We start from the raw sequence: 24,191 nt of genomic DNA, 5'->3' as shown, positions 1-24,191 counted from the left end.
TAGGCGCGAGTATTTAACGTGCTAACGCTTCAGGTGCTAATAGTTATACTGGATTATCGATATCGACAAATTCGACATCCAAACCATGTTCAGCCGCTAGCCACTCCCCTAACGCTTTAACACCGTATCTTTCAGTGGCATGATGCCCTGCAGAAAAATAGTGTATTCCCATCTCACGTGCCGTATACGTGGTACGCTCTGATACTTCGCCCGAGATAAACGCATCCAGCCCCTGCGATGCAGCCATTTCAATATAATCTTGACCACCACCCGTACACCAACCTACGGTTTCTATACGTTTATTTTCATTTTCTGGTGTAATATGTAGAGGCTCTCGATGCAATACCTTGTTAATACGCTGCGCCAATTCTTGTCCGGACAATGGTGTCTTAAAACGGCCACACATAGCAACTGACTGCGCATGCCCTTCTAACCCTGCCTCAACCTCAATATCAAGCAATTGAGCCAACTGGGCGTTGTTACCGAGCTCTGGATGGACATCTAACGGTAGATGATAACCAAAAAGATTAATATCGTGTTTAATCAAGCTACGAATTCGTTTACCCTTCATGCCACGAATCGCTTCTGGCTCACCTTTCCAAAAATAACCATGATGAACAAGAATGGCATCCGCATTCACCAAAATAGCATGATCGATTAACGCTTGAGAGGCCGTCACACCGGTGACTATTTTTGTTATCTCTACCGCACCTTCAATCTGCAACCCGTTAGGGCAGTAGTCTTTAATGAGTTGCGGTGACAGCTTGTCATTCAATATTGCTTCAAGTTGTAGATGGTTCATGCAAATTCCTGCTTTGTGGCTTGATCCAGATGGTTATAGCAATTTAATCTAATGCTGTCGAAAGGAAAGTATAAAACTCATGATGAAAGACTATTTAGCCGAATTTGCAACATGGATAAGCCAAGCATCGAGCTTAACTAATGGTGATCCTCGTTTGGAAACACAGTTGCCACCAAAGGCAGACCTCATACCCATGGGCACCGCACCCTATCATGGCAATCCACGTTTGGGATTTCTTTATCAAGAGCTCTGTCGTCGTCACTTTGAACAGCACCCAGATTACGACGTCATTGCAGAAGAGATACAATTACAGCAGGATAAAAAGACATTAGGCGCTATCGACTTCTTAATTGGCAATAAACGACAATCTACTTTGGAACACTGGGAAGTCGCCATCAAGTTCTATCTGCTAAAAGACGACCGTTGGTATGGCCCCAATGCAAAAGATCGCTTAGATATGAAGTTATCTCGAATGTTAGATCACCAATTAATGATGACGGAGACTGATGCTTTTAAAACGCAATTTCCTGATCTAGCACCGACTAGCAAGCACCTATTGATGCAAGGAAGACTCTACGTCAATCCATTCAATATCGAGCAGATACCCAAGCAATGCCTTGGATTTGACCTAGACAAAAATAATATCGCTGGCTTCTGGTGCTATCAAAAAGACATCTCTAAATTAACCGAGCCGATGTATGCCCTTCCGAAAAATTTGTGGGCAACTGGATTCACGGGCGCTAAGCCTACCGCCTTAACATGCTGGCCTGAGCATTTTGTTCATTGCCAATCCGAATCTGGGCAATTTTGGTTTATTGTGCCCAATGACTGGCCGGAAAGCTCAATGTAATGAGTTGGATTAGCAAATCAAACGGCTATATTCGTATACTCAACCGCTAAATAGCACGCGCAAAAAAAGGCGCATAATGCGCCTTTTTATTCATATTTTCCTGCAAGTCATGTTACCTGCAATTAAATATGGCTGCACCGCCTATTTCTATGGGCGATAAACCTTAACATTAGCAAAGCCTTGCTCTTGCAAGTACAGCGCTTGTAGTCGGCTCATTACACCACGGTCACAATACAGTAAGTACGTTTTCGTTTGGTCGAGATCGCCGAACTGAGTCCCTAACTTAAAGAATGGTAAGTGTTTCACTTCCACACCTTCGATTTCTAGAGGGCTCTCTTCTTCCTCATCTGCACTACGAATATCTAAAACAATCGCATGCTCTTCTACCGCTTGAACCTGTTCAACTTCTGGTGCTTGCTGTTGGCTTTCTTTTTCTATGTCGCGGATATCCATTACTCTCGCATCAGATACCACTTGCTCAAGAATGGAGAAATCGAACTTCTCTTCTTCAGCTTCTAGCTTTGCTTTCACGGCTTTAACTGTTGGCTTTTTAGAGATCACCCCACAGTATTCTGGCATCGTTTTAGCAAAATCTTCCGTACCAATTTCACGGGCAACATCAATAATATCTTCTTTGTCCCAGTTGATAAGAGGACGAAGAATTAATGTATCCGTCACATTATCAATGTGACGTAAGTTGGTCAGAGTTTGACTTGATACTTGACCTAATGCCTCACCAGTAACGAGGGCCTGGATACCAAACTTTTCAGCAACCATACCACCGGCACGCATAAACATACGCTTAAGCACGACGCCCATTTGACCGTCGTCGACTTTCTCTAGAATTTCAGCCACAACGGGTTCAAAATCGACAGAAATGAACTTTACTTTTGCCGAAGAGCCATACTTATTCCACAAAAAGTGCGCCACTTGCTTCACGCCAATCTCATGAGCTGGCCCACCAAGATTGAAAAAGCAGTAATGCGTTTTAGAGCCGCGCTTAATATGCAGGTAGCTCGATACACCTGAATCAAAACCGCCAGAGATCAAACTCAATAAATCTTCTTGTGTACCTAGCGGAAAGCCACCCAGCCCTTTATGACGAGCAATGACTTGGTTGAGTTTTTCATTGGCAATTTCGACATTGACCGTAACGTCAGGTTTGCTCAATTTAACGCGCGCGCTTTCTACCGCTTGGTTTAGACCGCCACCAACATAACGCTCGAGTTCAATTGAAGTAAACTCATGCTTACCACGTCGCTTAGCACGTACGCAGAAAGTTTTACCTGCAATCAGACCGCCATTCAACTCGAGCACTTGCTCGTAGATGTTGTGCAGATCTGTGAAGTCCGATTGTTGAACTTCCAACACATGGTGAATGCCCGATGTATGCGTCAATATTTCTAAAACTTCATTGTAGTATTGCGCCGAGTTTGCACTCACTTCAATGTGATCGCGACGGTTAAACACCGCTACAGATTCAGTACGACGTTGAATAATAATACGCAAATTGGACTCAAGGATTTTGGTAAAGCGCTTACGCACTGAGTCACTTTTAACAAAAATCTCTGGATGGGGCTTTACGATAAATCTCATAGTCTAATCACATCTCGTTGGAATGCTGTCTAAACCGACAGTAAGGGCAATATAACAACTTTAGTATAATTCTGAGTTACGTTTCCATGCTAAATAGCATCGTTTCAATGTCAGAATTTGTCAGGGGCGCAAGTATATACCTAACTGACTATTGGATTCCAGTTTCTGTCTATTGAACAGGCAATTTCAATGTAAAAACGCCAGCGCGAAAAGCACTGGCGTATGGTTATCACCTTAACACTGTTACCACCTTAACATTGTTATCACCTTGACGTGGTAGCAACCATTCTACTCACCATCCGCAGAGACTTCCTCAGTAAAGAGCGGCTCACCTTGCATAATACTGATTTCTACACGACGATTTCTAGCGCGCTGCCTTTCCGTATCATTCGGCTCACGAGGCTCCGTATCGGCAACACCTATCACTCTTAGCCTTTGATGAGAGAAGCCTTTTACCTTCTCCATTTCCTGCGCAACTGAAACTGCTCTTTGAGAAGATAAATCCCAATTTGAGCGATAAAGTTCAGAATCTAACGGTGTATTGTCGGTATGACCAGATACACGTACTAGGCCTGGGATATCTTTAGCAAGATCCGCCACCTGACGCACTAACGGCCTAAACTTTGGCTGTAAAAAAGCCGAGCCTTCTGGGAAAGCGCCTTTTTCTTCAATTCGAATAACCAGTTGCTGCCCTAAGTTCTCTACCTCGACCGCCCCTTGTTTAATTTCTTGCTGAAGCGCCATCTTTATCGCTTCTTCTAGTTTTTCCAGCTCTTCAGACGCCGCATCTTCGCTTTCTGATGATGCGGTGCCTATTTGATTTTTCTGGGTACGATCTGCTGTTTGGCCACCGGTAATTTTCCCATCATCACGTTGGTTACCACCTGCGCGATCAGAGTCGCCCTCTTGAAATTCCAATGTCTGCTGAGTAATGTCTATCGTCTGCTGCATAATGACATCGATAGGTGTCGGCTCCGGTCGACCCGGCCGAAATTCTTGCGCAATAATACTGGTTCCTTTAGGGATATCCTTCACTTCCAGTCTATTTTGCACACCAAAGGCAAACTTCATCGAGCCAGCAATTTGCTTGAACTTCAACACATCCATTTCTGAAAATGAAAGTAACAGAACGAAGAAACACATTAATAGCGACATCAAGTCGGCAAAGGTACCCATCCATTGAGGGAGACCAGGAGGCGGACAGTCACACTTTTTATCGTCTTCCATTAGAACGCCTCCCCACCTTGCTCAACGTCTAGGATTGGCATGCTACTCACCATCCAAATCAAAAGCGCGTTTGCTTTCATTAAGATAGTTCTTCAAGTAGCCATCGATAACTCGTGGGTTCTGTCCATCTTGAATAGCTAGCACACCGTCCATAATTAAACGACGGTTAAGTTTTTCTTGCTCTCTGCGCAACGTCAATTTATCAGCTATGGGGAAAAAGAGCATGTTGGATAATATTGCCCCATAGAGCGTCGTTAACAACGCCACCGCCATCGCAGGGCCGATAGATTTAGGATCATCCATGTTAGAGAGCATCGCCACCAAGCCAATTAAGGTACCAATCATACCCATAGCAGGTGCAACATCACCGAATGCTTTGAAAACACTGGCCCCTTTAACATGTCGCTCATCGGTCAGCGCAATGTCTTTTTGCATCGCATTTCTTACCACTTCTGCATCATGGCCATCCACCAGCAAGTCGATCCCCTTCTGCATGAAGCTATTTTGAATATCCATCTCTTCTAATGCTAGGAAGCCACCTTTACGCGCCGCATCTGCCATTTCAACGATTTTAGCAATAAGGTCTTCAGGTTCATCAGTTTTGAACATGAACGCCTTGCCAGCAATTTTTGCCGCGCTGAAAAACTGGCTCAATGTGAACTTCATCAACACAACAAAGGTTGAGCCGCCGATCACAATAAACACAGACGTTGTGTCGTAATAAATCATGATGCTTCCGCCAAGCACCATGGCTACAATAATGGATGCCACCCCACCGATGAGGCCAACAAGCGTCGCTAAATCCACTCAATACTCCGTTTTCATTTGACGTCGCACATGATTCTATCGCAATCATAAATGCGCTTGAGTCTATCGCTTTATAATGAGGTTATCGACCAAGCCTTGATATCTTTAAGTTATTTATGACCATAAAATCACAGTTTTGAACATAAGTACCGTAAAACGCGCTAAGTATCCGTCGTAATAAGTCATTTAACTGCCGATAAATCGTGCATTATTTTGCCCGAAACCCTGTCACTACCCTATCTTGCCTACATTTTTGGCAGCATTAATTTGACCATCTGGCGAGGCTCATGTAACGTTCGATCATTTCGGATAAAACAAGTACGTTATGGCTACGAAAAAACCAGAAAATATGTCATTTGAAGCGACAGTCGACGAACTCGATCAGCTTGTCGAACAACTTGAAAATGGCGACCTCGCACTAGACGATGCCCTCAAGAAATTTGAGCGCGGCATTGCCCTCGCACGAGCAGGTCAACATAAGCTTACCGATGCAGAACAAAAAGTGAGTATTCTTCTTAGTAAAGACGATAACGCTGAGCTGCAAGATTTCTCCCAACAGCCAGAGTAACGTCAAAAGTGAGTACCAACATGATCGAGACTTTGCAGTCTTATCAGACAAGAAACAACCAGCAATTAGACGCTTGGTTGGATACGAATCCGTTTCAGAAACAACGTTTAACCGAAGCCATGCGCTATGCGCTGCTACTCGGTGGTAAGCGTGCTAGACCCTTTTTGGTGTATGCCACAGGACAAATGCTTGGTTGCACGCTAGAAGAACTCGACACGCCCGCTGCGGCTGTTGAATGTATCCACGCTTATTCACTGATTCATGACGACTTACCCGCCATGGACGATGACGAGTTGCGCCGTGGTCAAGCCACCTGCCATATTGAGTTTGACGAAGCAACGGCGATTTTAGCGGGTGATGCGCTGCAAACATTGGCATTTACTGTCCTTTCTGAAGGTCCGATTGCTCCAACCTCAGAAACACAACGTATACAGATGATAAAGCTGCTTGCGTTTGCGTCTGGCGCATCGGGTATGTGTGTGGGTCAATCACTGGATCTGGAGGCGGAAAATCGCTTCGTTGATATCCACGAACTCGAGCAGATTCATCGCCATAAAACTGGAGCATTAATAAAGTGTGCTGTTCAGTTAGGCGCTTTAGCCGCCGGAGAAAAGGGCGTAGCCGTTCTACCTCAACTTGAGAAATATGCTGAATCTATAGGCCTCGCGTTTCAAGTGCATGACGATATCCTTGATGTTATTGGTGATACTGAAACGCTAGGTAAACCGCAAGGTTCCGATCAAGAGTTAAACAAAAGCACCTACCCTGCACTACTTGGGTTAGAAGGTGCACAGCAAAAAGCCAAGGCTCTTTTCGAAGAAGCGCTTTGTGCTTTAGATGCAATCCCCTACAATACGCAATTACTTGAAGATTTCGCCCGATATGTCATCGAGCGCAACAATTAACAATACTAAGCGCTAAATTACTATGACACTTGATATTTCCAAATATCCGACACTGACATTAGCAAATACGCCAGAAGATCTGCGTTTGATGCCAAAGGAATCGCTGCCTAAGCTGTGCGAAGAACTGCGGACGTATTTGTTAAATTCAGTTAGCCAGTCCAGTGGCCACCTTGCCTCCGGTCTGGGAACGGTTGAACTTACTGTCGCCTTACACTACGTCTACAACACCCCCTTTGACCAACTCATTTGGGACGTAGGCCACCAGGCCTACCCACACAAAATATTAACGGGTCGTCGTGACAAAATGTCGACGATTCGTCAAAAAGACGGGCTGCACCCATTTCCTTGGCGTGAAGAAAGTGAATACGATGTCCTATCTGTTGGTCACTCATCTACGTCAATCAGTGCCGCGCTTGGTATTGCGATTAGCGCGCAAAAAGAGCAGCAAGACCGTAAGGTCGTCAGCGTGATCGGCGATGGCGCGATCACGGCAGGCATGGCTTTCGAAGCTCTCAACCATGCCGGTGATGTCCACCCAGATATGTTGGTTATCCTTAACGATAACGAAATGTCGATCTCCGAGAACGTCGGTGCTCTAAATAACCATTTAGCACAAGTACTATCCGGTAGCCTTTATACCTCGATTCGCGAAGGCGGCAAGAAGGCGCTTTCAGGCTTGCCTCCAATTAAAGAGCTGGTTCGTCGTACCGAAGAACACCTAAAAGGCATGATTGTTCCGGGCACCTTGTTTGAAGAATTTGGTTTTAATTACATCGGCCCTGTTGATGGCCACGATGTCAATGAGTTGATCAAAACGCTCAAAAATATGCGTGAGCTTAAAGGCCCTCAATTTCTGCACATCATGACCAAGAAAGGCAAAGGTTATGAACCTGCAGAGAAAGATCCGATTGGTTATCACGGTGTACCTAAATTTGATCCATCTCATTCAAGTCTGCCAAAAAGCAGCTCAAGCAAACCCACTTATTCTAAAATATTTGGTGACTTCCTTTGTGATATGGCCGCACAAGATCCTAAGCTCATGGCTATCACTCCAGCGATGAGAGAAGGCTCTGGTATGGTGCGCTTTTCTAAAGAGTACCCAGATCAGTATTTCGATGTTGCCATTGCAGAGCAGCATGCCGTGACATTGGCTACAGGTATGGCTATCGCTGGTAACCACCCTATTGTGGCGATCTACTCGACATTCTTACAACGTGGCTACGATCAGCTTATTCATGATGTTGCTATTATGAATCTACCGATAATGTTTGCGATTGACCGCGCAGGTTTAGTGGGTGCTGATGGTCAAACACACCAAGGGGCGTTTGATCTTAGCTTCATGCGATGCATTCCAAATATGCTTATCATGGCGCCGAGCGATGAAAACGAATGTCGCCAAATGTTATACACGGGTCATACTCATAACGGTCCAAGTGCTGTTCGCTACCCTCGTGGCAGCGGTAATGGTACTACGCCAGAACAAGCGTTTACTGCGCTAGAGATCGGTAAAGGGCGTATCGTGCGAGAAGGGAAGAATGTAGCGATTCTTTCTTTTGGTACGTTCCTAGAAGACGCGCTACAAGCCGCTGAAGCGCTTGATGCTACCGTTGCCGACATGCGTTTTGTAAAACCTCTTGATGAAACGTTGATCAAAGAGCTCTGTGCATCGCACGATGTCATCGTGACGCTTGAAGAGAACGCGATTGCTGGCGGCGCAGGTGCGGGCGTTATCGAGTTTATGATGAGTGAAAAGATACTTAAACCAGTACTAAACTTAGGTCTGCCAGACCAGTTCATCGCGCAAGGTTCGCAAGAGGAACTGCACGCGGAATTAGGCTTGGATGCAACGGGAATTGAGCAATCTATTCGTGATTATCTCGCCAAATAATAGATGGACCTAAACCGTCATAAATTAGATAAACAAAAGGCGACCAATGGTCGCCTTTTTCATTTTTAACATTCATCATGCCTTTGCGTTTGCTTCACGCTCTGCAATGAAAGCTAGCGCCATGGTAATACGAGCAATAACGCGCTCTTTACCCACGAGTTCCATTACCGCATCAACCGACGGAGATTGACCGCCACCTGTTACTGCAACACGAAGTGGCATACCGATTTTACCCATACCAATTTCAAGCTCTTCACACACTGCTGCAATCACTTGGTTTTTGATATTTTCTGTTGTCCACTCTTGCAACGCTTCCACTTTCGCAAGCGCCGCTTCTAGCGGGCCTTTTGCTACGCCGCGTAGATGTTTCTTCGCCGCACCAGCTTCAAATTCAGAGAAATCTTCGTAGAAGTAGCGAACTTGCTGCGCAAGCTCAACTAGCGTGTTACAACGCTCACCCACAAGGGTAATCACATCGGTAATCGCCGGGCCATTTTCGATGTTTAGCTTTTGCTCATCGAGATGCCATTGTAGGTACTTTGCCACGTACTCAGGAGCTGAAGTCTTGATGTAGTGGTTGTTCAGCCACAACAATTTATCAGTGTTGAACGCTGAAGCAGACTTTGAAATCGCATCTAACGAGAACAAGTTAATCATTTCTTCTGTCGAGAAAATTTCTTGGTCACCATGAGACCAACCTAAACGAACAAGGTAGTTGTTTAGTGCATTTGGCAAGTAACCTTCATCACGGTATTGCATTACCGAAACTGCACCATGACGCTTAGACAGCTTAGCGCCATCATCACCAAGAATCATTGCACAGTGAGCAAAAGTAGGTACTGGTGCACCAAGTGCTTCATAGATATTAATTTGACGTGGCGTGTTATTGATATGATCTTCACCACGTACCACGTGTGTGATACCCATATCCCAGTCATCAACAACCACAACAAAGTTGTACGTTGGCGCACCGTCAGTACGACGAATGATCAAGTCATCCATTTGGCTGTTCGAGATTTCGATACGACCACGGATTTGATCATCAAATACCACGCTACCTTCTTTCGGGTTGCGGAAGCGAATCACGCACGCATCACCTTCTGCTGCCGCAGCATTTGCTGCAACAATTTTTGGGTGGTTAGCATCATAACGAGGCATTTCTTTGTTTGCTTCTTGCTCTGCACGAATCTCTTCTAAGAGCTCTTTTGGTGCGTAGCACTTGTAAGCTTTGTCTTCAGCAAGTAAACGATCAACCATCTCGTTGTAACGATCAAAACGCTTAGATTGGAAGTAAGGACCCTCATCCCACTCCAGACCCATCCATGTCATGCCTTCAAGAATCGCATCAACGGCTTCCTGAGAGTTACGCTCTAAATCCGTATCTTCAATACGTAAAACGAACTCACCGCCTTGGCTTTTCGCAAATAACCAAGAATAGAGTGCAGTACGTGCACCACCGACGTGAAGATAGCCTGTTGGGCTTGGAGCAAAACGTGTTTTAACCGTCATTGAAAGTACCTTGTTGTCAACTGCGCACGATGCTCGTCATCGTACGTTGCAAATTTTGGACGCCATTTTATCACCTTGTGCTAAATCTACAATGAATAGCTTGACCTTACCCTAACGTCAAGGTTTATGTTGTAACCTCACACTACGGTTTTTTGAGGTTTATGATGAATGACTATGAGTTAAATTTATCCGGTCTGTCTTGTTCACGCTGTGTGAATAAACTCAAAACCGCGCTAGAGCACACCTTTAGCGATCTTAACATTCACGCTATTAGTACGACACACATAACGTTTTCTTGCTCCGCATCGCTAGAAACTATCTACCCTGTCATCACTAGTCTCGGCTATGACGCTGGGGCTGAGTATCAATTTGCACTCCAAGGGTTAAACTGCCAAAAATGTGTGAATAAACTACAACAGCACCTAGGCGCTTATGCCGGTGTTTCTATCCTACAGCTTGATAAACATCGTCTAACCGTTCGCTCTATTTACTGCCAAGATACACTACAACGTTGGATAGCAGAGCTTGGCTATCAAGCCAACATGATAAGCCCTGACAATGGTAACCGCGCATCAAAGGTTATTGAGCCTGAAAATGTAGCCCCTATCAGTACAGCTGCTACTGCTACTAAAAAAGTAGATAGCAACATTCAATTACTCATTCAAGGCATGACCTGTGCAAGTTGCGTCGCATCCGTTGAGCAATCTATTTTACAAGTTAGCGCGGTGACGCAGGCTCGAGTCAACCTAGCAGAACAAAGTGCCATCGTTTCACTAAGCACGAACACGGACAACGTAGAAGCGCAACTGATCACCGCCGTGACCAATGCAGGTTACCAAGCAGAGATCGTTCACGATCTCTCAGCCAGTCAAGCGCTACAGCAACAGCGCCTACTTGATCATCAACACCAGCAAAAGAAAAACACTATTGTCGCCCTATCACTTGGTGCGCCATTAATGCTTTGGGGTGTTCTCGGTGGCAATATGATGATCAGAAACCCTTTAGACCAAGCGGTTTGGGGAGCCATCGGGTTAGTGTGCTTATGGTTACTTGCCAGTGCTGGGCGTGACTTTTTTGCAAACGCGTTGGGTGCGCTAAAGCACAAACGCGCGACAATGGACACTTTGGTTGCTCTTGGTACCGGTTCTGCGTGGTTATATTCGATGTTAGTGGTGATTAAACCCGACTGGTTTCCACTGCAATCACGCCATGTCTATTTTGAAGCCAGTGCGATGATCATTGGTTTGATTTCACTTGGTCATTTCATAGAGGCCAAAGCAAAGTCCAGAACCAATCAATCACTACAAGCACTTATGACACTACAGCCAAAGTTCGCCACTGTGCTAATGGATGGTAAAGAAACCTCGCTGCCTATTTCAGACATACAGATTGGCATGATATTACGCATCAAGCCCGGTGAAAAAATTCCGGTCGATGCGCACGTCACTCAAGGGCACAGTTATGTCGATGAATCCATGCTCACGGGGGAACCCGTCGCCATATCAAAACAGCAAGGGGATATGGTTGCAGCGGGAACCCTTAACCGAGACGGTAGTTTGCTTGTTACCGCATCCGGTGTAGGAAAGGACACAAAACTGTCTAGAATCATCACCATGGTGAGAGAGGCACAAAGCAGTAAACCAGCCATCGCAAAACTCGCAGACTCCATTTCTGCCGTATTTGTGCCAATTGTTGTCGCGATCGCTATCGCCTCTGCCTTCATTTGGTTCATGGTAGGCCCTGAACCTAAAATAAGTTATATGCTTGTTGTCACGACAACCGTGTTAATTATAGCCTGTCCATGTGCTCTTGGACTTGCTACTCCCCTGTCGATAACGGTTGGCATTGGTAAAGCCGCGCAAGCTGGCATTCTCATTAAAGACGCCGACGCCTTACAAAAACTAAGCCATGTCAACGCGGTTGTATTTGATAAAACAGGCACACTCACCGTTGGTAAGCCTACCGTGCAAGAGGTGTTTTTATTCGATATTTCTGAACCAGAACTCGCGCAACTGGTGTTGCCACTAGAACAACGTTCTGAGCACCCATTAGCGAAGTCCGTCGTGCAATACTGGGAGAATGACCACAGTGCTCACGCTGATCTTGATGTCGAACAATTTGAAAACCTACAGGGAAAAGGCGTTTCTGGTGTAATTCAAGGGCGCTCTGTATTGATCGCATCACTCAATCACATCCAAAGTGTTGGCTTAGAGACGGAGATGATTCAACAGGCATTACAACAAAGCCAGCACCTTGCCTCAACCCCCGTGATTGTTGTTATCGATGGTCATATTCAAGCTGTTATCGCCATTGCTGATGAGGTCAAAGCCGAAGCGAAGTTCGCGATTGCAGCGTTACAAGCCAATGGTATTCATACGGTCATGCTAACAGGCGACAACCACCACGTTGCCAATACGGTCGCAAAACATATTGGGGTTGATCAGACCATTTCTGAAGTATTGCCTGAACAAAAGGCAGAGCACATAAAAACACTTCAACGCCAATATGGCAAGGTAGCAATGGTGGGAGATGGCATTAACGATGCGCCAGCTTTAGCACTGGCTGATGTCGGCATTGCGATGGGGTCTGGCAGTGATGTAGCCATTGAAAGTGCAGCAATGACGCTGCTGAATAGCAACCCCAATTCAATTAACTACGCCATTGAGCTATCACGCGCGACAGTTAAGAATATCAAGCAAAATTTATTTGGCGCCTTCATTTATAACACACTGGGTATTCCTATTGCGGCAGGTGTGCTCTACCCACTATTTGGTTTTTTACTCAGCCCAATTTTTGCAGGGGCAGCAATGGCACTGTCGTCCATAACAGTAGTAACTAACGCCAACAGATTGAGAAACTTTACCAGTAAACACTAATCTTCTTATGCAAGTTGCAAATAACATAAAAACACCAACCATCATGATAATAAATAAGGAATTAGCAATGTCGAACTCATCACGCGTAATAAAAACACTGACACTTTCCATGGCGTTGGTGACAGGTTCTGCGTTGGCAACCAACGTCCTCACCTATAAATCCCCATACTGTGGGTGCTGCACAGAATGGGTCACTCATATGGAAGAGGCGGGATTTGACGTCGCCGTTGAAAACCATAAAGACATGAACCCTATTAAACAGAAGCTTGGTATAACACCAGAGCTTGCCTCTTGTCATACCGCTGTTATTGGAGAGTACGTTTTCGAAGGTCATATTCCAGCGGAAGATATTCGCTCATTCTTAGAAAATCCACCAAAAAATGCTAAAGGGCTTGCCGTTCCAGGCATGCCTTTAGGCTCTCCAGGTATGGAATATGGCGATAAGAAAGATGCGTATCAGGTGCTAGCGTATAATGAAAAGGGTCAAGTGTTTAGCTACCGTTCGTATGAATAGGCCGTCATTGTATCGACAAAAAGTTCATAGTAGCCGGATGTTGAACATAGCAGTTCGACATCCGCCTTTACTGCATCGCTGTCGCTAAAATTGCCCAAAGCTGCGGTTGGCGCGTCCGTCATTGAAGTCAAGTCGAAATCGCCAATCAAGCTCATCACAAATACCTTTATAGGGCTGACGGGAACGACCAAGTCTAAATGCATCTTGCTGACAATATTCATTACGGCCTTGTTCGTAGCCTTCGGAGTAATGAATATATTGAGGCTCCCCATATTCTTTCAGATCAGACTTTGCTTGCTTCAAGTTCCCTTTCTTCGCCTGCTCGTACCCAAAACTGACCCACTCCTCTGCGTTATTCGATAGAGGATAAACGGTTTGACTGCAGCCAAAAAACAGCGTGACAACGCCCAAAATAGCGACAGAACGTAATATAATGTGTAGCACCATGACTCTCCATTTCGTACCTTATAATCATTGTTACGTGACTCATTCAAATGTCGATTAGTCACGAGAAAAATAAAACCGTACTGCGAGGGAGTTCAAAGTAACATCTGGTGCTATTCACTGCATTGTACAAACACCTTAAAACAAATACTTCCCACCAATCAAGAAAGCGCTGTTCGCGACACCAGAGCGATAATAAGGGTGGCGGAAACTGCCTTGGCTTTTGTATTCAAAGTAGGGCTGAAAAGCATATTTGGTTAGCGTTAAACGAAACTCATGATCCATGGTGTTATCCGTGTAAGGATACCAAGGGTGATACGCGCCGCCCATATGATACACATTGTTGTAATGAACTTTGACAGGATGCGTTTTGAACTGGTAAGCGATTTTATTATCAAAGCGATAGTCCATATCAGGCTTATAGCCCCATTTGTCATGCTTAGCGTAAACTTCCACTCGAGTTCGGTGACTTAATGAAACCCCTTCATCAAAATCATAACCAATCTTAAACAAAGGTCGAAACTGCATGGTTTCACCAAGCTGCATTAAGTGTTCATAACCCGCTCCTAACCAAAATTGACGCGATAGCGCAAATTTTTGCTCGATGCCCAACGTGGTTAATGGTGCTCTTGCCGAATGTCCATAATAAACATCATGATGGTTATGGTGGTGATCGCTATGTGGAGTGGTGCCTAGAGGAATGTCTTCAACCTTAAAGCGCAAGGTCGTATCACTGTCAAACGTATGCCCTGCTTCCATTTTGGCGGTCACTTTTGAATCATACAAATAGGTGCTATTAAATTGGACATTTCCCTCGATGTAAGAGGAAGAAGCCAGAGTAGAAAAAGAGAGAATGAGCGTTAGATAGATAATTAAGGTGCGCACAACATTAATCCTTAGGTGCTGAAATTTGGCTAGGATAATGCGCGGTTGATGATGAATGGGCAAATGGCAACAATGTCAAAATAACGACAAATACCAAGCAATATAAAAAACTATTATATTCATAAAATCATAGTGTTGTGACAGTTCGCTAATCGGTAAGTCAGAAGAAGTTTAGCCCTACGCTGAGAATCCACCGACCTCTTACATTAATGCCTACTATTTACCCCAAATGCCTTTAGGTAAAGTTCCAATAAAATGTTCCAAAACCTTCACAACAAAGATAATCCTCCATGAGAGCAAAGCACCAGACACAAAAATAATCCTCCATGAGAGCAAAGCACCAGACACAAAAAAAGGTCCCCGCCGGGACCTTTGTATTATGGAAATATGAACAATATTTTACGTCGGCTTAGAAGCCGTAAGAAGCACCGAATACCAAGGCGTTGTTAACAATGCTATCGCCTTGAGCGTCTTTTGGTCCATGGGCTTGGCTACGGAACTCAACATAAGGCTGAACGCCAGCGCGAGTCCAAGTTGCACGAAGCTCGTGATCCATTGAGTTATCAGCATCGCCTTGCTTAAATACATAGATATTGTTGTAGCTTAGCGCTAAATCTTGGTCCGCAAATGCATAAGCAATCTTGTTATCCAAACGAGTTTCATCGTTGGTTTTCACACCACCACGGTAATCATCCGCTTGGATATGGTGACGAGTACGGTTGCTTAATGAAAGACCGTTATCGAAGTTATAACCAATTTTCACAAGTGGACGATATTGAAATGTTTCACCCGCTTGAATAAGATGATGGTAGCCCGCTGCAACCCACAAGTTATCAGTGATGTTGAATACTTGTTCAGCACCAAGAGTAGTAAACGGAAGAGGCTTTGCCGTGTCTTCAACTTTACCTAGTGGAATCGCATCAAACTCAACTAAAAGCGTTGTGTTTGAATCAAACGTGTGACCAGCTTCTAGAGTAGAGGTTGCTTTTGAACCTTGTAGGTACGAATCATGAAACTGAACGTTACCTGTTACATAAGAAGAACCTGCGAATGCGCTGGTAGAAGCTACTGCTAGTGCGGTTAGAGCGAGAACTTTTTTCATTATCATTACCTATTTAGTTGTTTGGGTGACCGCTTATGTTGCGGTCTTGATTCATTGCCTGTTTGGCTTGACAACAATTTAACGACATTTAATTCGCGCAAACAAATAAATAGCTAAATTTAGTGATCACACGCACACCAATAGCAAATAAAAAAACATAAACCAAACAAATACAATAACTTAATTAGAAATTATAAATTAACATTTATAGATGCAATACGTTGTCATATGACAACTCTCACAAAAAACTCATAGAAAAACCGCCAAATCTGTCTTAACAGATGACTAAGCGACGCTTTAATCGTATTAATCATGCCTATAAATGTGACAAGGATCGATGATTTTAGATTTATCACCAGAGAAAGTGAACTCTTAATAATCGCCACTAATCAAGTTTTCTCCTCTTTTAAGGCAATAGCTGACGTTGAGTTGAGTAATAAAAGCGAGCGTTGAAGTATTCAAGTCCTTGCCGCTATGCTTAGGATCAAAGACAATACAGTCGCCATTCACGAACCGTCGATCATAGCTAAAGGAAATCATGGTGAAAAATTTTGGTGTAAATAAATGGTGGTTGCTTCTTTTATTAACTGCAGTCGCGCCTCTTAAAGCAGAGCCATTAGTGTGGAAAGCATCATATGGTATGCAAACTCTTTATTTAGTCGGTACAGTCCACTTAGGTGATTCATCTATGTACCCTTTGCCTGATGCTCTCACCCAAAATTTGCGGCACAGTAATGGTCTTATCATTGAAGCCGATTTGTCCGAATCGGTGACCATGCCAACTCAGGCCAAGCTCAACAACGTAGAATTCTTACTCGATGCGAAAGAGAACCTCCAGCTTAAGCGTATCGTCGATACGACAAAATTAGACTGGGCGACAATAAAAACGCTCGCTCCGTGGCAAGTCGCCCTAACTTTGCAAAACTATCAATTTCAATCCCTTGGTTTTCATTCTCAATTTGGTGTTGATAATGCCGTAATCAAGCTAGCCGAGACGAATGACATTCCAGTCATAGGTTTAGAAACACTGCAGTTTCAAATCAATTTACTCGCTAAGCAAGACGATAATGGCGTAGCGATGTTGAAGCAAACATTGGCAGAGTGGAAAGATGGAGAGAACAATGTGCACTGTTTGATCGAGTCTTGGAAGGCTGGTGATAGTGGTAACCTGAATATGCTGCTTGATTCAGCCACGACCGATCAAAGCTTTGAACAAGATTTTATTGTCAATCGAAACCAAAACTGGGTTAAGACATTAACAACCGACCCAGATCTTGCAAAAGGCACTTTTACTGTGGCAGTTGGCGCTTTGCACCTTGTCGGCAAACAGAGTCTTATCCAACTATTGTCGCAATCTGGCTATGCTATCGAGCAGTTAACCCAGTCTAAACAAGTCCGTTGTCAGATAAAAGTGCCATGAGCACGTCTCAATTATGAGACACACTTGAGGTGCTTTTATTGTTAATTTACTCAATTACCGAGCAATTCCAGCAAAAAGGCGGTTTATCTTTACGAGGCGATAAATTGCTTTTCTTATATCGCTGTAATTATTCAGCTTTAATAGAATGAAGCTAAGATTGTGTTAGAAACAAAGTAAGTCATAACGCGCTGTTTTCTGATTCAACATTTAACTAAGCACCTCTTTTCCAATTCGTAAATATTCTAAATTTCAGTCCTTTACGAGATGAAGTCGTTCATGAAGTTCAACTTGTTTAGAATTAAAAATTTTTTAAATGCCATAATATTTTTTGAATTATCTGAAAGCTTGCTCATAATCAACCTATCTCAATATTGTGAGATGCGTCACAACTTTAATTAAGGGACTATTATGAATAAGCTACTTACTTTTATCGCTATTACTTCTGTTTCACTTTCAACGGCTGTTTTCGCGACTACCGGAGGTTCCAATGCACCTTATGGAGGAGCTTCCAATCAAACCGCTTCTGGTCAGTATGTCGACTGTAAACTTGAAGACGGTACGACAAAAGTCATTCCGATTCGCGCTTGTGATAAGTTAGGTGGTAAAAAGATTTATTAACGCCAATCAAGAAGAGTAGAACCTAAGTATCGCTCTACTCTTCGCCTTTTAGACCATCAATAATGGGGCACTTAGACTGAGTATCACCTGGACATTTATCTATCCACTGAGTCAATTGCTGTTCCATTTGTTGAAGCGCTTTGATTTTTTGCTGAATTTCTTCACGCTTTTTTATCGTGGTGTTTTTTACGCTTTCACTCATCCGTTGACAACTAAATGCAAGCTCTACCAACTCCCGACATTCATCCAGTGAAAAACCAACCGCTCTTGCCCTCGCAATCACGGTAAGTTCATCAATGTGACGTTGGTTATATTGACGATAGCCGTTCTCGGCTCGGCTCGGTTCTGAGATCAATTTTCGTTCTTCATAAAGACGAATGGATTTTGCCGTTAATCCAGTCGCGCCTGCGACCTCACTAATATTCATCAACACCTCACTAATATTCCTCAATGATGACACCTTGAGAACAAATGTTACCTTACTCGCAAAAAGATGTACGAGCAAACTAGCTTGCAGGTAAATACTATTCTTCGAGATGCAAAATAACTACTATAACCGTTACATGTTTATTATTTTGCCACGTCGGCAAAGTATCTCAAGGAGTGATGATGAAACGAGTAAAAACACTACTTGCTGGCCTTATACTTGCGCCAACAATGGCATACGCGTCAGTAACCGTTGATATTCCCATTGATGTACAACTGCTCACTGTAAATGAAAAAGATGTTGGCTTTTCTAGTCTCGGCTTTGATCATAAAGATTCCGTTACGCTCAACAATGGCGTGAACCAGCTGGTTTTTCGAATTACTAAAGTCGTTTCTGATGGCGGAAATAAAGGTACTAAGTACACCTCTGTGCCACTCGTTGTCACGTTTGATGCGGCAGATGTAGAGCTTAATATTGATGTACCGAAACTTAGAACGCTGGCGCAGGGATCGACCTTCAATGACAAACCGACCTTCTCGGTATTGCAAGACGGTAAAGAAGTTAACAGCTTAAAAAAAGGGAAGATCAACGCAGGACTAAAATTTTACTCTGATACGGTTGCAGAAGTGGAGCGATTTAACAAATCGAACGAACCTGCAAGCTTAAGAAACTTTGGTGCTGTCGCTGCAATACCATCTGAATCACTACCATCCGAGTCAGAAGTAAGTACTAGCAAAGCAGCCGTTAGTTTAAACAACGTTAAAGCGCAATTCGAAACTCTATCAAAAGCAGATAAAGAAGAGTTTCTATCTTGGGCGATTAAAAACCTTAACTAACGAATACAGCAGAAATTAAACCAGAAAACACGACTTACCGTCGTGTTTTTTTATGCCTTATATATTGCATTCTAAACATAGAAGTCACCAAAACCAAAAAAGGCCAGCAATCATGCTGGCCAAAAAAAGCAGTTTGAGATTTAGCTTAGAAGTAGTATTCCATACCTAGACGCCAGCCCGTATCAGTATATTCACCGTGATCTACAGAATTATCCGTTTGGTGAACTACACGTGCGTAAACAACCGCAAGAGGGTCTAGGGCGTACATAACTTGACCTGTAATTGCGCGATCGCTTTCGTTAACTGATGTGCCATCTTGTTCTAGGTCCGTCGACATCGCATAGTTAAGGTTAAACGTCCAATGCTCGATGCCAGTATAGTAAGCACCTACTTTGTATGCACTTTGCTTCAATTCACCAACACCAACAACTGTAGCTTCATTACTTGTCGCTTTACCAGTAATGTAAGCTAAGTGGCCACCGAATGTATCAAAATCTAAGTTTAAACCGGCAATTAATGCTTCACCATCGCCATTCTTACCGACGAAAGCATCATTCTCTACATCATAAACTCTTTCATATGCCACCTTACCTGTGAACACACCTTTTTGGAATTGTGCGCTACCAGAATAAACATTGGATCCAGATTTATCTTCATTACCACGACCAGCACCAACCGCAAAACTGAAGCCACCATACACAGCGGAGTCATAACGACCAAAGTTAGACTGACGATCGTAGTTAATGCGACCGGTGTTACCTACGTTGAAACCTGTACCAGAGCTTTGACCTGTATAGCCATCAAGTACTTCAAACATTGGTGTTAACATACGACCGAAACGGACACGACCCGCATCTTCAAACTCAAAACCGCCGTACGTATCACGTACACCAAAGCCACTCTTTGAACCGTCATCACCAACATCGCCACCTTCCAATTGCCAAATCAGTTTTGGACCGCGTTCAAATTGCGCACTACCACGTACACCAACACGAGACTCATTGTCCATTTGTACTACTTTGTCTTTCTTTAGCTTCGGATTTGTTGATTTAGCTTGCTCACCTGTTTGTGCATTCTGCGCAACAGAGATTGCGATTTGACCGTATAAATCAACTGTTTCTGTCGCTGGTTTTGCTTGAACAGAACCTGCTAAAGTTAGTGACGCCACTGCTGCACCGATGAGAGTGCGTTTAAACATTTTTTCCATGGAATAAACTCCTAAAAATGGATATAGCTGTTTTTTAATATTTCGCCTTAAGTTGGCCGCCGAAGGGAAATATTTCCTTTTTAATTTTAATAACCAGTAGTACTGATTAATTTCCTGTCTACACCGTGTGTATCCATGTCCTTAAGACTAACTTCGCAACAAAAAATATCAATTAACAGTTCACTTTCCATAAAAAAAATAGGAGGCACCGCAAACTTTACCCTCACTTATTGATGAAGATCTTATTTTCTACATAAAAAAAATAAAAACGCTTTTAATCGCTTTAAATCAACAAGTTAAACAAAACAAGCTCGACAGCAACGTGATATGCCTCGCAGTGGTTTTTTATTAAACCTCCTTCAGTAAATAAATAACGAGTTGATCACACAATTATTTATATAATTATTTATATAAATTCAATGTGAAGTTACTCGCAAAAAAAAGAGCCTCATAAGAGGCTCCTTTGATATCACTGAATAACTATTACGGAATTAAATCTATTAAATCTTGTTCGGTTTTTATTTCCACGCCTAGCTCTTGAGCTTTCGCTAATTTAGAGCCCGCATTATCACCAGCAAATAATATATCGGTTTTCTTAGACACACTGCCGGTCACTTTTGCCCCTAATGCTTGCAGCGCTGCTTTTGCATCACCGCGATTAAGTTGTAACAGTGAACCCGTTAACACAACAACCTTACCCGCTAATGGTTGTGGGACATCATCACTAAGCTGTTCAATAGCAGGCCAATGAACGCCAACATCAATCAATGAATCAATGACCTTACGATTTAATTCTGCGGCAAAGAAGTACCTAATGTGTTTAGCCACAATTTCACCAACATCCTGCACTTCGAGCAACGCTTCATGAGATGCCCCCATGATCGCCTCAAGCGTTTCAAAATGCGCAGCTAGATTGGCTGCGGTCGCCTCACCAACTTCGCGAATACCTAAAGAATAAAGAAAACGTGCGAGCGTCGTTTCTTTTGATACCTTAAGCGCATTAACGACATTCTGCGCCGATTTAGGACCCATGCGCTCAAGAACCGTTAATACACCAGCGGATAATTTAAAAAGATCTGCCGGTGTTTCTACCATCTCTTTATCAACAAGCTGCTCTATCACCTTGTCTCCAAGTCCATCAACATCAAGTGCTTTCCTTGAAACAAAGTGCTTGAGCGCCTCTTTACGCTGTGCTTGGCAAACTAATCCACCAGTACAACGAGCCACCGCTTCACCCTCTATTCGCTCGATACCCGATGCACATACCGGACAGGCTTGCGGAAAACAAATATCCTGTGCATCTTCTGGTCTTCGCTCTGGCACAAAGGCAACGATCTGCGGAATAACGTCACCGGCTCTTCTTACAATCACGCTGTCGCCTATTTTGACGCCAAGACGGGCAATTTCATCGGCATTATGTAGCGTGGCATTGCTCACCGTTACGCCGCCAACAAATATAGGCTCTAATTTTGCTACAGGCGTGATCGCTCCGGTTCGCCCTACCTGAAACTCAACGCTGTTTAACGTGGTAATTTCTTCTTGAGCTGGAAATTTATAAGCAATCGCCCAACGTGGTGCACGAGCAACGAACCCGAGTTGCTCTTGCAAGGTGATGTCATCAACTTTAATCACTACCCCATCAATTTCGTACGCTAATGCATCGCGCTTATCTGAAATTGATTTATGATACTCCTTCACCGCCTCAATACTACTGACTCGCATAGTTTCCGGGCCCATAGGAAAACCCCAAGCCTTAAGCTTCGTGAGCCGATCGTAGTGACTCGGTGGCAGTTCAACGCCTTCTACCACACCTAGGCTATAAGCATAAAAACTCAATGGTCTTGTCGCCGTCACTCTAGAATCTAGCTGGCGTAAGCTCCCCGCCGCTGCATTACGTGGATTAACAAATACCTTGTCACCTTTTTTTGCGGCAAGCTCATTCATTTTGTTAAAGCCCGCTTTAGGCATAAACACTTCGCCACGAACTTCAAGACGCGCGGGAATATCACTGCCTTGCAGCTTCAATGGGATCGCACTAATAGTGCGGACATTTTCCGTAATGTTTTCACCTGTTGCGCCGTCACCACGTGTCGCTGCCTGAGTGAGGACGCCATTTTCGTACATCAAGCTCACCGCTAAGCCATCTAATTTAACTTCGCAACAGTAACTTCCCACAGTGGTGCGGTTAACACGTTCGCCTAGCCTCTTATTGAATGCATCTAAGTCTTCATCCGAAAAAGCATTGTCGAGCGATAGCATGGCGATTTCATGTTTGACTTGAGTAAAACCATCCAATGGTGCCCCGCCCACACGTTGGCTTGGTGAGTCCACCGATACCCATTCAGGGTTGTCCGCTTCAATCGCCAGTAACTCTTGCATTAAACGATCATACTCGGCATCGGGGACGACTGGTGTATCCTCCACGTAGTACTTCACGGCGTAATGGTGAAGTTGATCTTTAAGTTCATTTAATCGTTGCTGAGACATGCTTTTATCCTGATCGTAATGATAAAAAAGGCTCCTATTAGTAGGAGCCCTTTTTTACTAATAAATGGTTATGTTACGCACCCGCTTTTAAGCGGTTAAAATCCTGAATCTGTTTTTTATAGGCATCAATGCGAGTTGGGGTGAGTAAGTTACGCTGGTCATCCAACACATTGCCACTGACATCGTCCGCGATCTGTTGTGCGGTTCTAAGCATGAGCTTAAAGTTTTGCTCAGCTTCGCCAAAACATGGCAACGTCATAAAGAATGAAATCCCCTTGGTGGTAAAGGTCTCTGGATCATCATGCTGAAGTGTACCTGGCTGCATCATATTCGCGACACTGAAGAGGACTTTCCCCGTTCCAGATAGATCGGCATGACGGTGGAATATATCCATATCACCGTAAATCAGGCCGTTTTGACGCATGCTATCGAATAGCTTACTGCCGATAAACGGTTCATTACCAGAGCAGTGTACATTCATCACCAACACTTGCATTTCCGGTTCTTCGGGCTCACTAATCTCTGACTCTTTGGGTGTGCTTGGCGCCACGACCTTATCCTGAGCATTCGAGACTGGTTGATTCTCATCAACATCAGAAAATGCTTGTGATGACACGACCTCATCGAAACTCTCTACCTGTGGCGTAACCACATCGATAGCATCAAGGTCGATCTTAGGCTCTTTTAGATCCAGTGGCTCTAAATCATCTGCCGTTTCTTTCGCACTAAATGATGGCATATCGTCAGTTTCATAGGAGGCCGTCAACGAATTCGTCCTATCCCGACGGTTCTCATAGTGAGTCGGTCCGTCCGACACAACGACATCATCGAGAGCATCATCAAGAGGATCAAACGCGGGTGCTTGTTGGTTCAAACCAAAATCAGGTTCGCTTTTAACCTTACGCACGATCTCAAAATCATCTTCTGGTGCCACATAATGATCATCATCTGATGTCTCATCGATATTTCCCAAAGGTCGATCAGCAAATTTTTTCTGGCCTTCTTTCTTGCTTGACCATAAGCCATGAAACAACAGCGCCGCTATGGCTAAGGCACCGACAATAATGAGTACGAATCGCAATTCCTGCATTGTTTGCTCTCAATGTTATAAAAATAGTCCTTATTGAAGTGCTTAAACACTTCCAACTGACCTACTTTACCAAAACTCTACCTATTAATAGAACACCTTAGTATAAGAAGTTTGTGATTTCCTCTGACCTTTT

General features: G+C 43.9%; 21 protein-coding genes. 9 read left to right on the top strand and 12 right to left on the bottom strand.

The window, feature by feature from the left end:
• Positions 1–43 precede the first annotated feature (43 nt).
• Positions 44–802, bottom strand: coding sequence for a Nif3-like dinuclear metal center hexameric protein (locus L4D74_RS02425; RefSeq protein ID WP_428750529.1), 759 nt, complete (start codon positions 800–802; stop codon positions 44–46).
• Between the two features lie 79 nt (positions 803–881).
• Here L4D74_RS02425 and L4D74_RS02420 point away from each other — a divergent pair, with 79 nt between their 5' ends.
• Positions 882–1,652, top strand: coding sequence for a DUF1853 family protein (locus L4D74_RS02420; RefSeq protein ID WP_428750528.1), 771 nt, complete (start codon positions 882–884; stop codon positions 1,650–1,652).
• A gap of 147 nt (positions 1,653–1,799) precedes the next feature.
• Here L4D74_RS02420 and thiI read toward each other — a convergent pair whose 3' ends face one another.
• The 3 genes from thiI to pomA all read right to left on the bottom strand — a co-directional run bounded on the left by thiI (position 1,800) and on the right by pomA (position 5,282).
• The gene (gene thiI / locus L4D74_RS02415) at positions 1,800–3,248 is read right to left on the bottom strand and encodes a tRNA uracil 4-sulfurtransferase ThiI (RefSeq protein WP_428750527.1); all 1,449 of its coding nucleotides are present in this window, start codon (positions 3,246–3,248) and stop codon (positions 1,800–1,802) included.
• A 288-nt stretch (positions 3,249–3,536) separates the two neighbouring features.
• Positions 3,537–4,475, bottom strand: a complete 939-nt coding sequence (locus L4D74_RS02410; RefSeq protein WP_428750526.1) for a flagellar motor protein MotB — start codon at positions 4,473–4,475, stop codon at positions 3,537–3,539.
• Between the two features lie 42 nt (positions 4,476–4,517).
• Complete coding sequence (pomA, locus tag L4D74_RS02405; protein ID WP_265677411.1) at positions 4,518–5,282, bottom strand: flagellar motor protein PomA; 765 nt, start codon at positions 5,280–5,282, stop codon at positions 4,518–4,520.
• A gap of 325 nt (positions 5,283–5,607) precedes the next feature.
• Between pomA and xseB the strand changes: the two genes are divergently transcribed.
• Genes xseB through dxs form a run of 3 tightly spaced genes read left to right on the top strand, consistent with a single transcriptional unit; the run spans position 5,608 to position 8,643 of the window.
• Positions 5,608–5,850, top strand: coding sequence for an exodeoxyribonuclease VII small subunit (xseB, locus tag L4D74_RS02400; protein WP_250615595.1), 243 nt, complete (start codon positions 5,608–5,610; stop codon positions 5,848–5,850).
• 20 nt (positions 5,851–5,870) lie between these two features.
• Positions 5,871–6,755 (top strand): (2E,6E)-farnesyl diphosphate synthase, encoded by an 885-nt coding sequence (gene ispA / locus L4D74_RS02395; RefSeq protein WP_428750525.1) that lies wholly within the window; start codon positions 5,871–5,873, stop codon positions 6,753–6,755.
• Positions 6,756–6,777: 22 nt separating this feature from the next.
• On the top strand, positions 6,778–8,643 hold the full coding sequence (dxs, locus tag L4D74_RS02390; RefSeq protein ID WP_428750524.1) for a 1-deoxy-D-xylulose-5-phosphate synthase: 1,866 nt from the start codon (positions 6,778–6,780) through the stop codon (positions 8,641–8,643).
• A gap of 75 nt (positions 8,644–8,718) precedes the next feature.
• Here dxs and gltX read toward each other — a convergent pair whose 3' ends face one another.
• On the bottom strand, positions 8,719–10,152 hold the full coding sequence (gene gltX, locus L4D74_RS02385; protein ID WP_428750523.1) for a glutamate--tRNA ligase: 1,434 nt from the start codon (positions 10,150–10,152) through the stop codon (positions 8,719–8,721).
• A 164-nt stretch (positions 10,153–10,316) separates the two neighbouring features.
• Here gltX and L4D74_RS02380 point away from each other — a divergent pair, with 164 nt between their 5' ends.
• Positions 10,317–13,028, top strand: coding sequence for a heavy metal translocating P-type ATPase (locus L4D74_RS02380; protein ID WP_428750673.1), 2,712 nt, complete (start codon positions 10,317–10,319; stop codon positions 13,026–13,028).
• Positions 13,029–13,095: 67 nt separating this feature from the next.
• Positions 13,096–13,542, top strand: coding sequence for a DUF411 domain-containing protein (locus tag L4D74_RS02375; protein WP_265677415.1), 447 nt, complete (start codon positions 13,096–13,098; stop codon positions 13,540–13,542).
• 84 nt (positions 13,543–13,626) lie between these two features.
• On the opposite strand, the gene L4D74_RS02370 is transcribed toward L4D74_RS02375, so the two are convergent.
• The 3 genes from L4D74_RS02370 to L4D74_RS02360 form a co-directional block, all read right to left on the bottom strand.
• A complete protein-coding gene (locus tag L4D74_RS02370; RefSeq protein WP_428750522.1) occupies positions 13,627–13,989 on the bottom strand; it encodes a DUF2799 domain-containing protein in 363 nt (120 codons plus the stop codon).
• 135 nt (positions 13,990–14,124) lie between these two features.
• Positions 14,125–14,871 carry an oligogalacturonate-specific porin KdgM family protein gene (locus L4D74_RS02365; RefSeq protein WP_428750521.1) on the bottom strand — a complete coding sequence of 249 codons (747 nt, stop codon included), beginning with the start codon at positions 14,869–14,871 and terminating at the stop codon, positions 14,125–14,127.
• A gap of 409 nt (positions 14,872–15,280) precedes the next feature.
• A complete protein-coding gene (locus L4D74_RS02360; RefSeq protein WP_428750520.1) occupies positions 15,281–15,973 on the bottom strand; it encodes an oligogalacturonate-specific porin KdgM family protein in 693 nt (230 codons plus the stop codon).
• Positions 15,974–16,511: 538 nt separating this feature from the next.
• Here L4D74_RS02360 and L4D74_RS02355 point away from each other — a divergent pair.
• A complete protein-coding gene (locus L4D74_RS02355; protein ID WP_428750519.1) occupies positions 16,512–17,393 on the top strand; it encodes a TraB/GumN family protein in 882 nt (293 codons plus the stop codon).
• Positions 17,394–17,801: 408 nt separating this feature from the next.
• On the top strand, positions 17,802–18,011 hold the full coding sequence (locus tag L4D74_RS02350; RefSeq protein ID WP_265677420.1) for a hypothetical protein: 210 nt from the start codon (positions 17,802–17,804) through the stop codon (positions 18,009–18,011).
• 34 nt (positions 18,012–18,045) lie between these two features.
• On the opposite strand, the gene cueR is transcribed toward L4D74_RS02350, so the two are convergent.
• A complete protein-coding gene (cueR, locus tag L4D74_RS02345; protein ID WP_428750518.1) occupies positions 18,046–18,438 on the bottom strand; it encodes a Cu(I)-responsive transcriptional regulator in 393 nt (130 codons plus the stop codon).
• Positions 18,439–18,617: 179 nt separating this feature from the next.
• On the opposite strand from cueR, the gene L4D74_RS02340 reads away from it, so the two are divergent.
• Complete coding sequence (locus tag L4D74_RS02340; protein ID WP_428750517.1) at positions 18,618–19,274, top strand: YccT family protein; 657 nt, start codon at positions 18,618–18,620, stop codon at positions 19,272–19,274.
• A 145-nt stretch (positions 19,275–19,419) separates the two neighbouring features.
• Here L4D74_RS02340 and L4D74_RS02335 read toward each other — a convergent pair whose 3' ends face one another.
• The 3 genes from L4D74_RS02335 to zipA form a co-directional block, all read right to left on the bottom strand.
• On the bottom strand, positions 19,420–20,481 hold the full coding sequence (locus L4D74_RS02335) for a porin (RefSeq protein ID WP_428750516.1): 1,062 nt from the start codon (positions 20,479–20,481) through the stop codon (positions 19,420–19,422).
• A 483-nt stretch (positions 20,482–20,964) separates the two neighbouring features.
• On the bottom strand, positions 20,965–22,968 hold the full coding sequence (ligA, locus tag L4D74_RS02330) for an NAD-dependent DNA ligase LigA (RefSeq protein ID WP_428750515.1): 2,004 nt from the start codon (positions 22,966–22,968) through the stop codon (positions 20,965–20,967).
• 73 nt (positions 22,969–23,041) lie between these two features.
• The gene (gene zipA, locus L4D74_RS02325) at positions 23,042–24,058 is read right to left on the bottom strand and encodes a cell division protein ZipA (protein WP_428750514.1); all 1,017 of its coding nucleotides are present in this window, start codon (positions 24,056–24,058) and stop codon (positions 23,042–23,044) included.
• Positions 24,059–24,191 lie beyond the last annotated feature (133 nt).

It is taken from the genome of Vibrio cionasavignyae, from assembly GCF_050337155.1.
In the GTDB taxonomy this organism is placed as follows: domain Bacteria; phylum Pseudomonadota; class Gammaproteobacteria; order Enterobacterales; family Vibrionaceae; genus Vibrio; species Vibrio nomapromontoriensis.
The sequence above is the reverse complement of the archived record's forward strand: the minus strand, read 5'-3'. Positions and strand labels throughout refer to the sequence as shown.

Coding starts and splice junctions, on each gene's coding strand:
- L4D74_RS02425 (WP_428750529.1), bottom strand. CDS start 802: ATGAACCATCTACAACTTGAAGCAATATTGAATGACAAGCTGTCACCG.
- L4D74_RS02420 (WP_428750528.1), top strand. CDS start 882: ATGATGAAAGACTATTTAGCCGAATTTGCAACATGGATAAGCCAAGCA.
- thiI (WP_428750527.1), bottom strand. CDS start 3,248: ATGAGATTTATCGTAAAGCCCCATCCAGAGATTTTTGTTAAAAGTGAC.
- L4D74_RS02410 (WP_428750526.1), bottom strand. CDS start 4,475: ATGGAAGACGATAAAAAGTGTGACTGTCCGCCTCCTGGTCTCCCTCAA.
- xseB (WP_250615595.1), top strand. CDS start 5,608: ATGGCTACGAAAAAACCAGAAAATATGTCATTTGAAGCGACAGTCGAC.
- ispA (WP_428750525.1), top strand. CDS start 5,871: ATGATCGAGACTTTGCAGTCTTATCAGACAAGAAACAACCAGCAATTA.
- dxs (WP_428750524.1), top strand. CDS start 6,778: ATGACACTTGATATTTCCAAATATCCGACACTGACATTAGCAAATACG.
- gltX (WP_428750523.1), bottom strand. CDS start 10,152: ATGACGGTTAAAACACGTTTTGCTCCAAGCCCAACAGGCTATCTTCAC.
- L4D74_RS02380 (WP_428750673.1), top strand. CDS start 10,317: ATGAATGACTATGAGTTAAATTTATCCGGTCTGTCTTGTTCACGCTGT.
- L4D74_RS02375 (WP_265677415.1), top strand. CDS start 13,096: ATGTCGAACTCATCACGCGTAATAAAAACACTGACACTTTCCATGGCG.
- L4D74_RS02370 (WP_428750522.1), bottom strand. CDS start 13,989: ATGGTGCTACACATTATATTACGTTCTGTCGCTATTTTGGGCGTTGTC.
- L4D74_RS02360 (WP_428750520.1), bottom strand. CDS start 15,973: ATGAAAAAAGTTCTCGCTCTAACCGCACTAGCAGTAGCTTCTACCAGC.
- L4D74_RS02355 (WP_428750519.1), top strand. CDS start 16,512: ATGGTGAAAAATTTTGGTGTAAATAAATGGTGGTTGCTTCTTTTATTA.
- L4D74_RS02350 (WP_265677420.1), top strand. CDS start 17,802: ATGAATAAGCTACTTACTTTTATCGCTATTACTTCTGTTTCACTTTCA.
- cueR (WP_428750518.1), bottom strand. CDS start 18,438: ATGAATATTAGTGAGGTCGCAGGCGCGACTGGATTAACGGCAAAATCC.
- L4D74_RS02340 (WP_428750517.1), top strand. CDS start 18,618: ATGATGAAACGAGTAAAAACACTACTTGCTGGCCTTATACTTGCGCCA.
- L4D74_RS02335 (WP_428750516.1), bottom strand. CDS start 20,481: ATGGAAAAAATGTTTAAACGCACTCTCATCGGTGCAGCAGTGGCGTCA.
- ligA (WP_428750515.1), bottom strand. CDS start 22,968: ATGTCTCAGCAACGATTAAATGAACTTAAAGATCAACTTCACCATTAC.
- zipA (WP_428750514.1), bottom strand. CDS start 24,058: ATGCAGGAATTGCGATTCGTACTCATTATTGTCGGTGCCTTAGCCATA.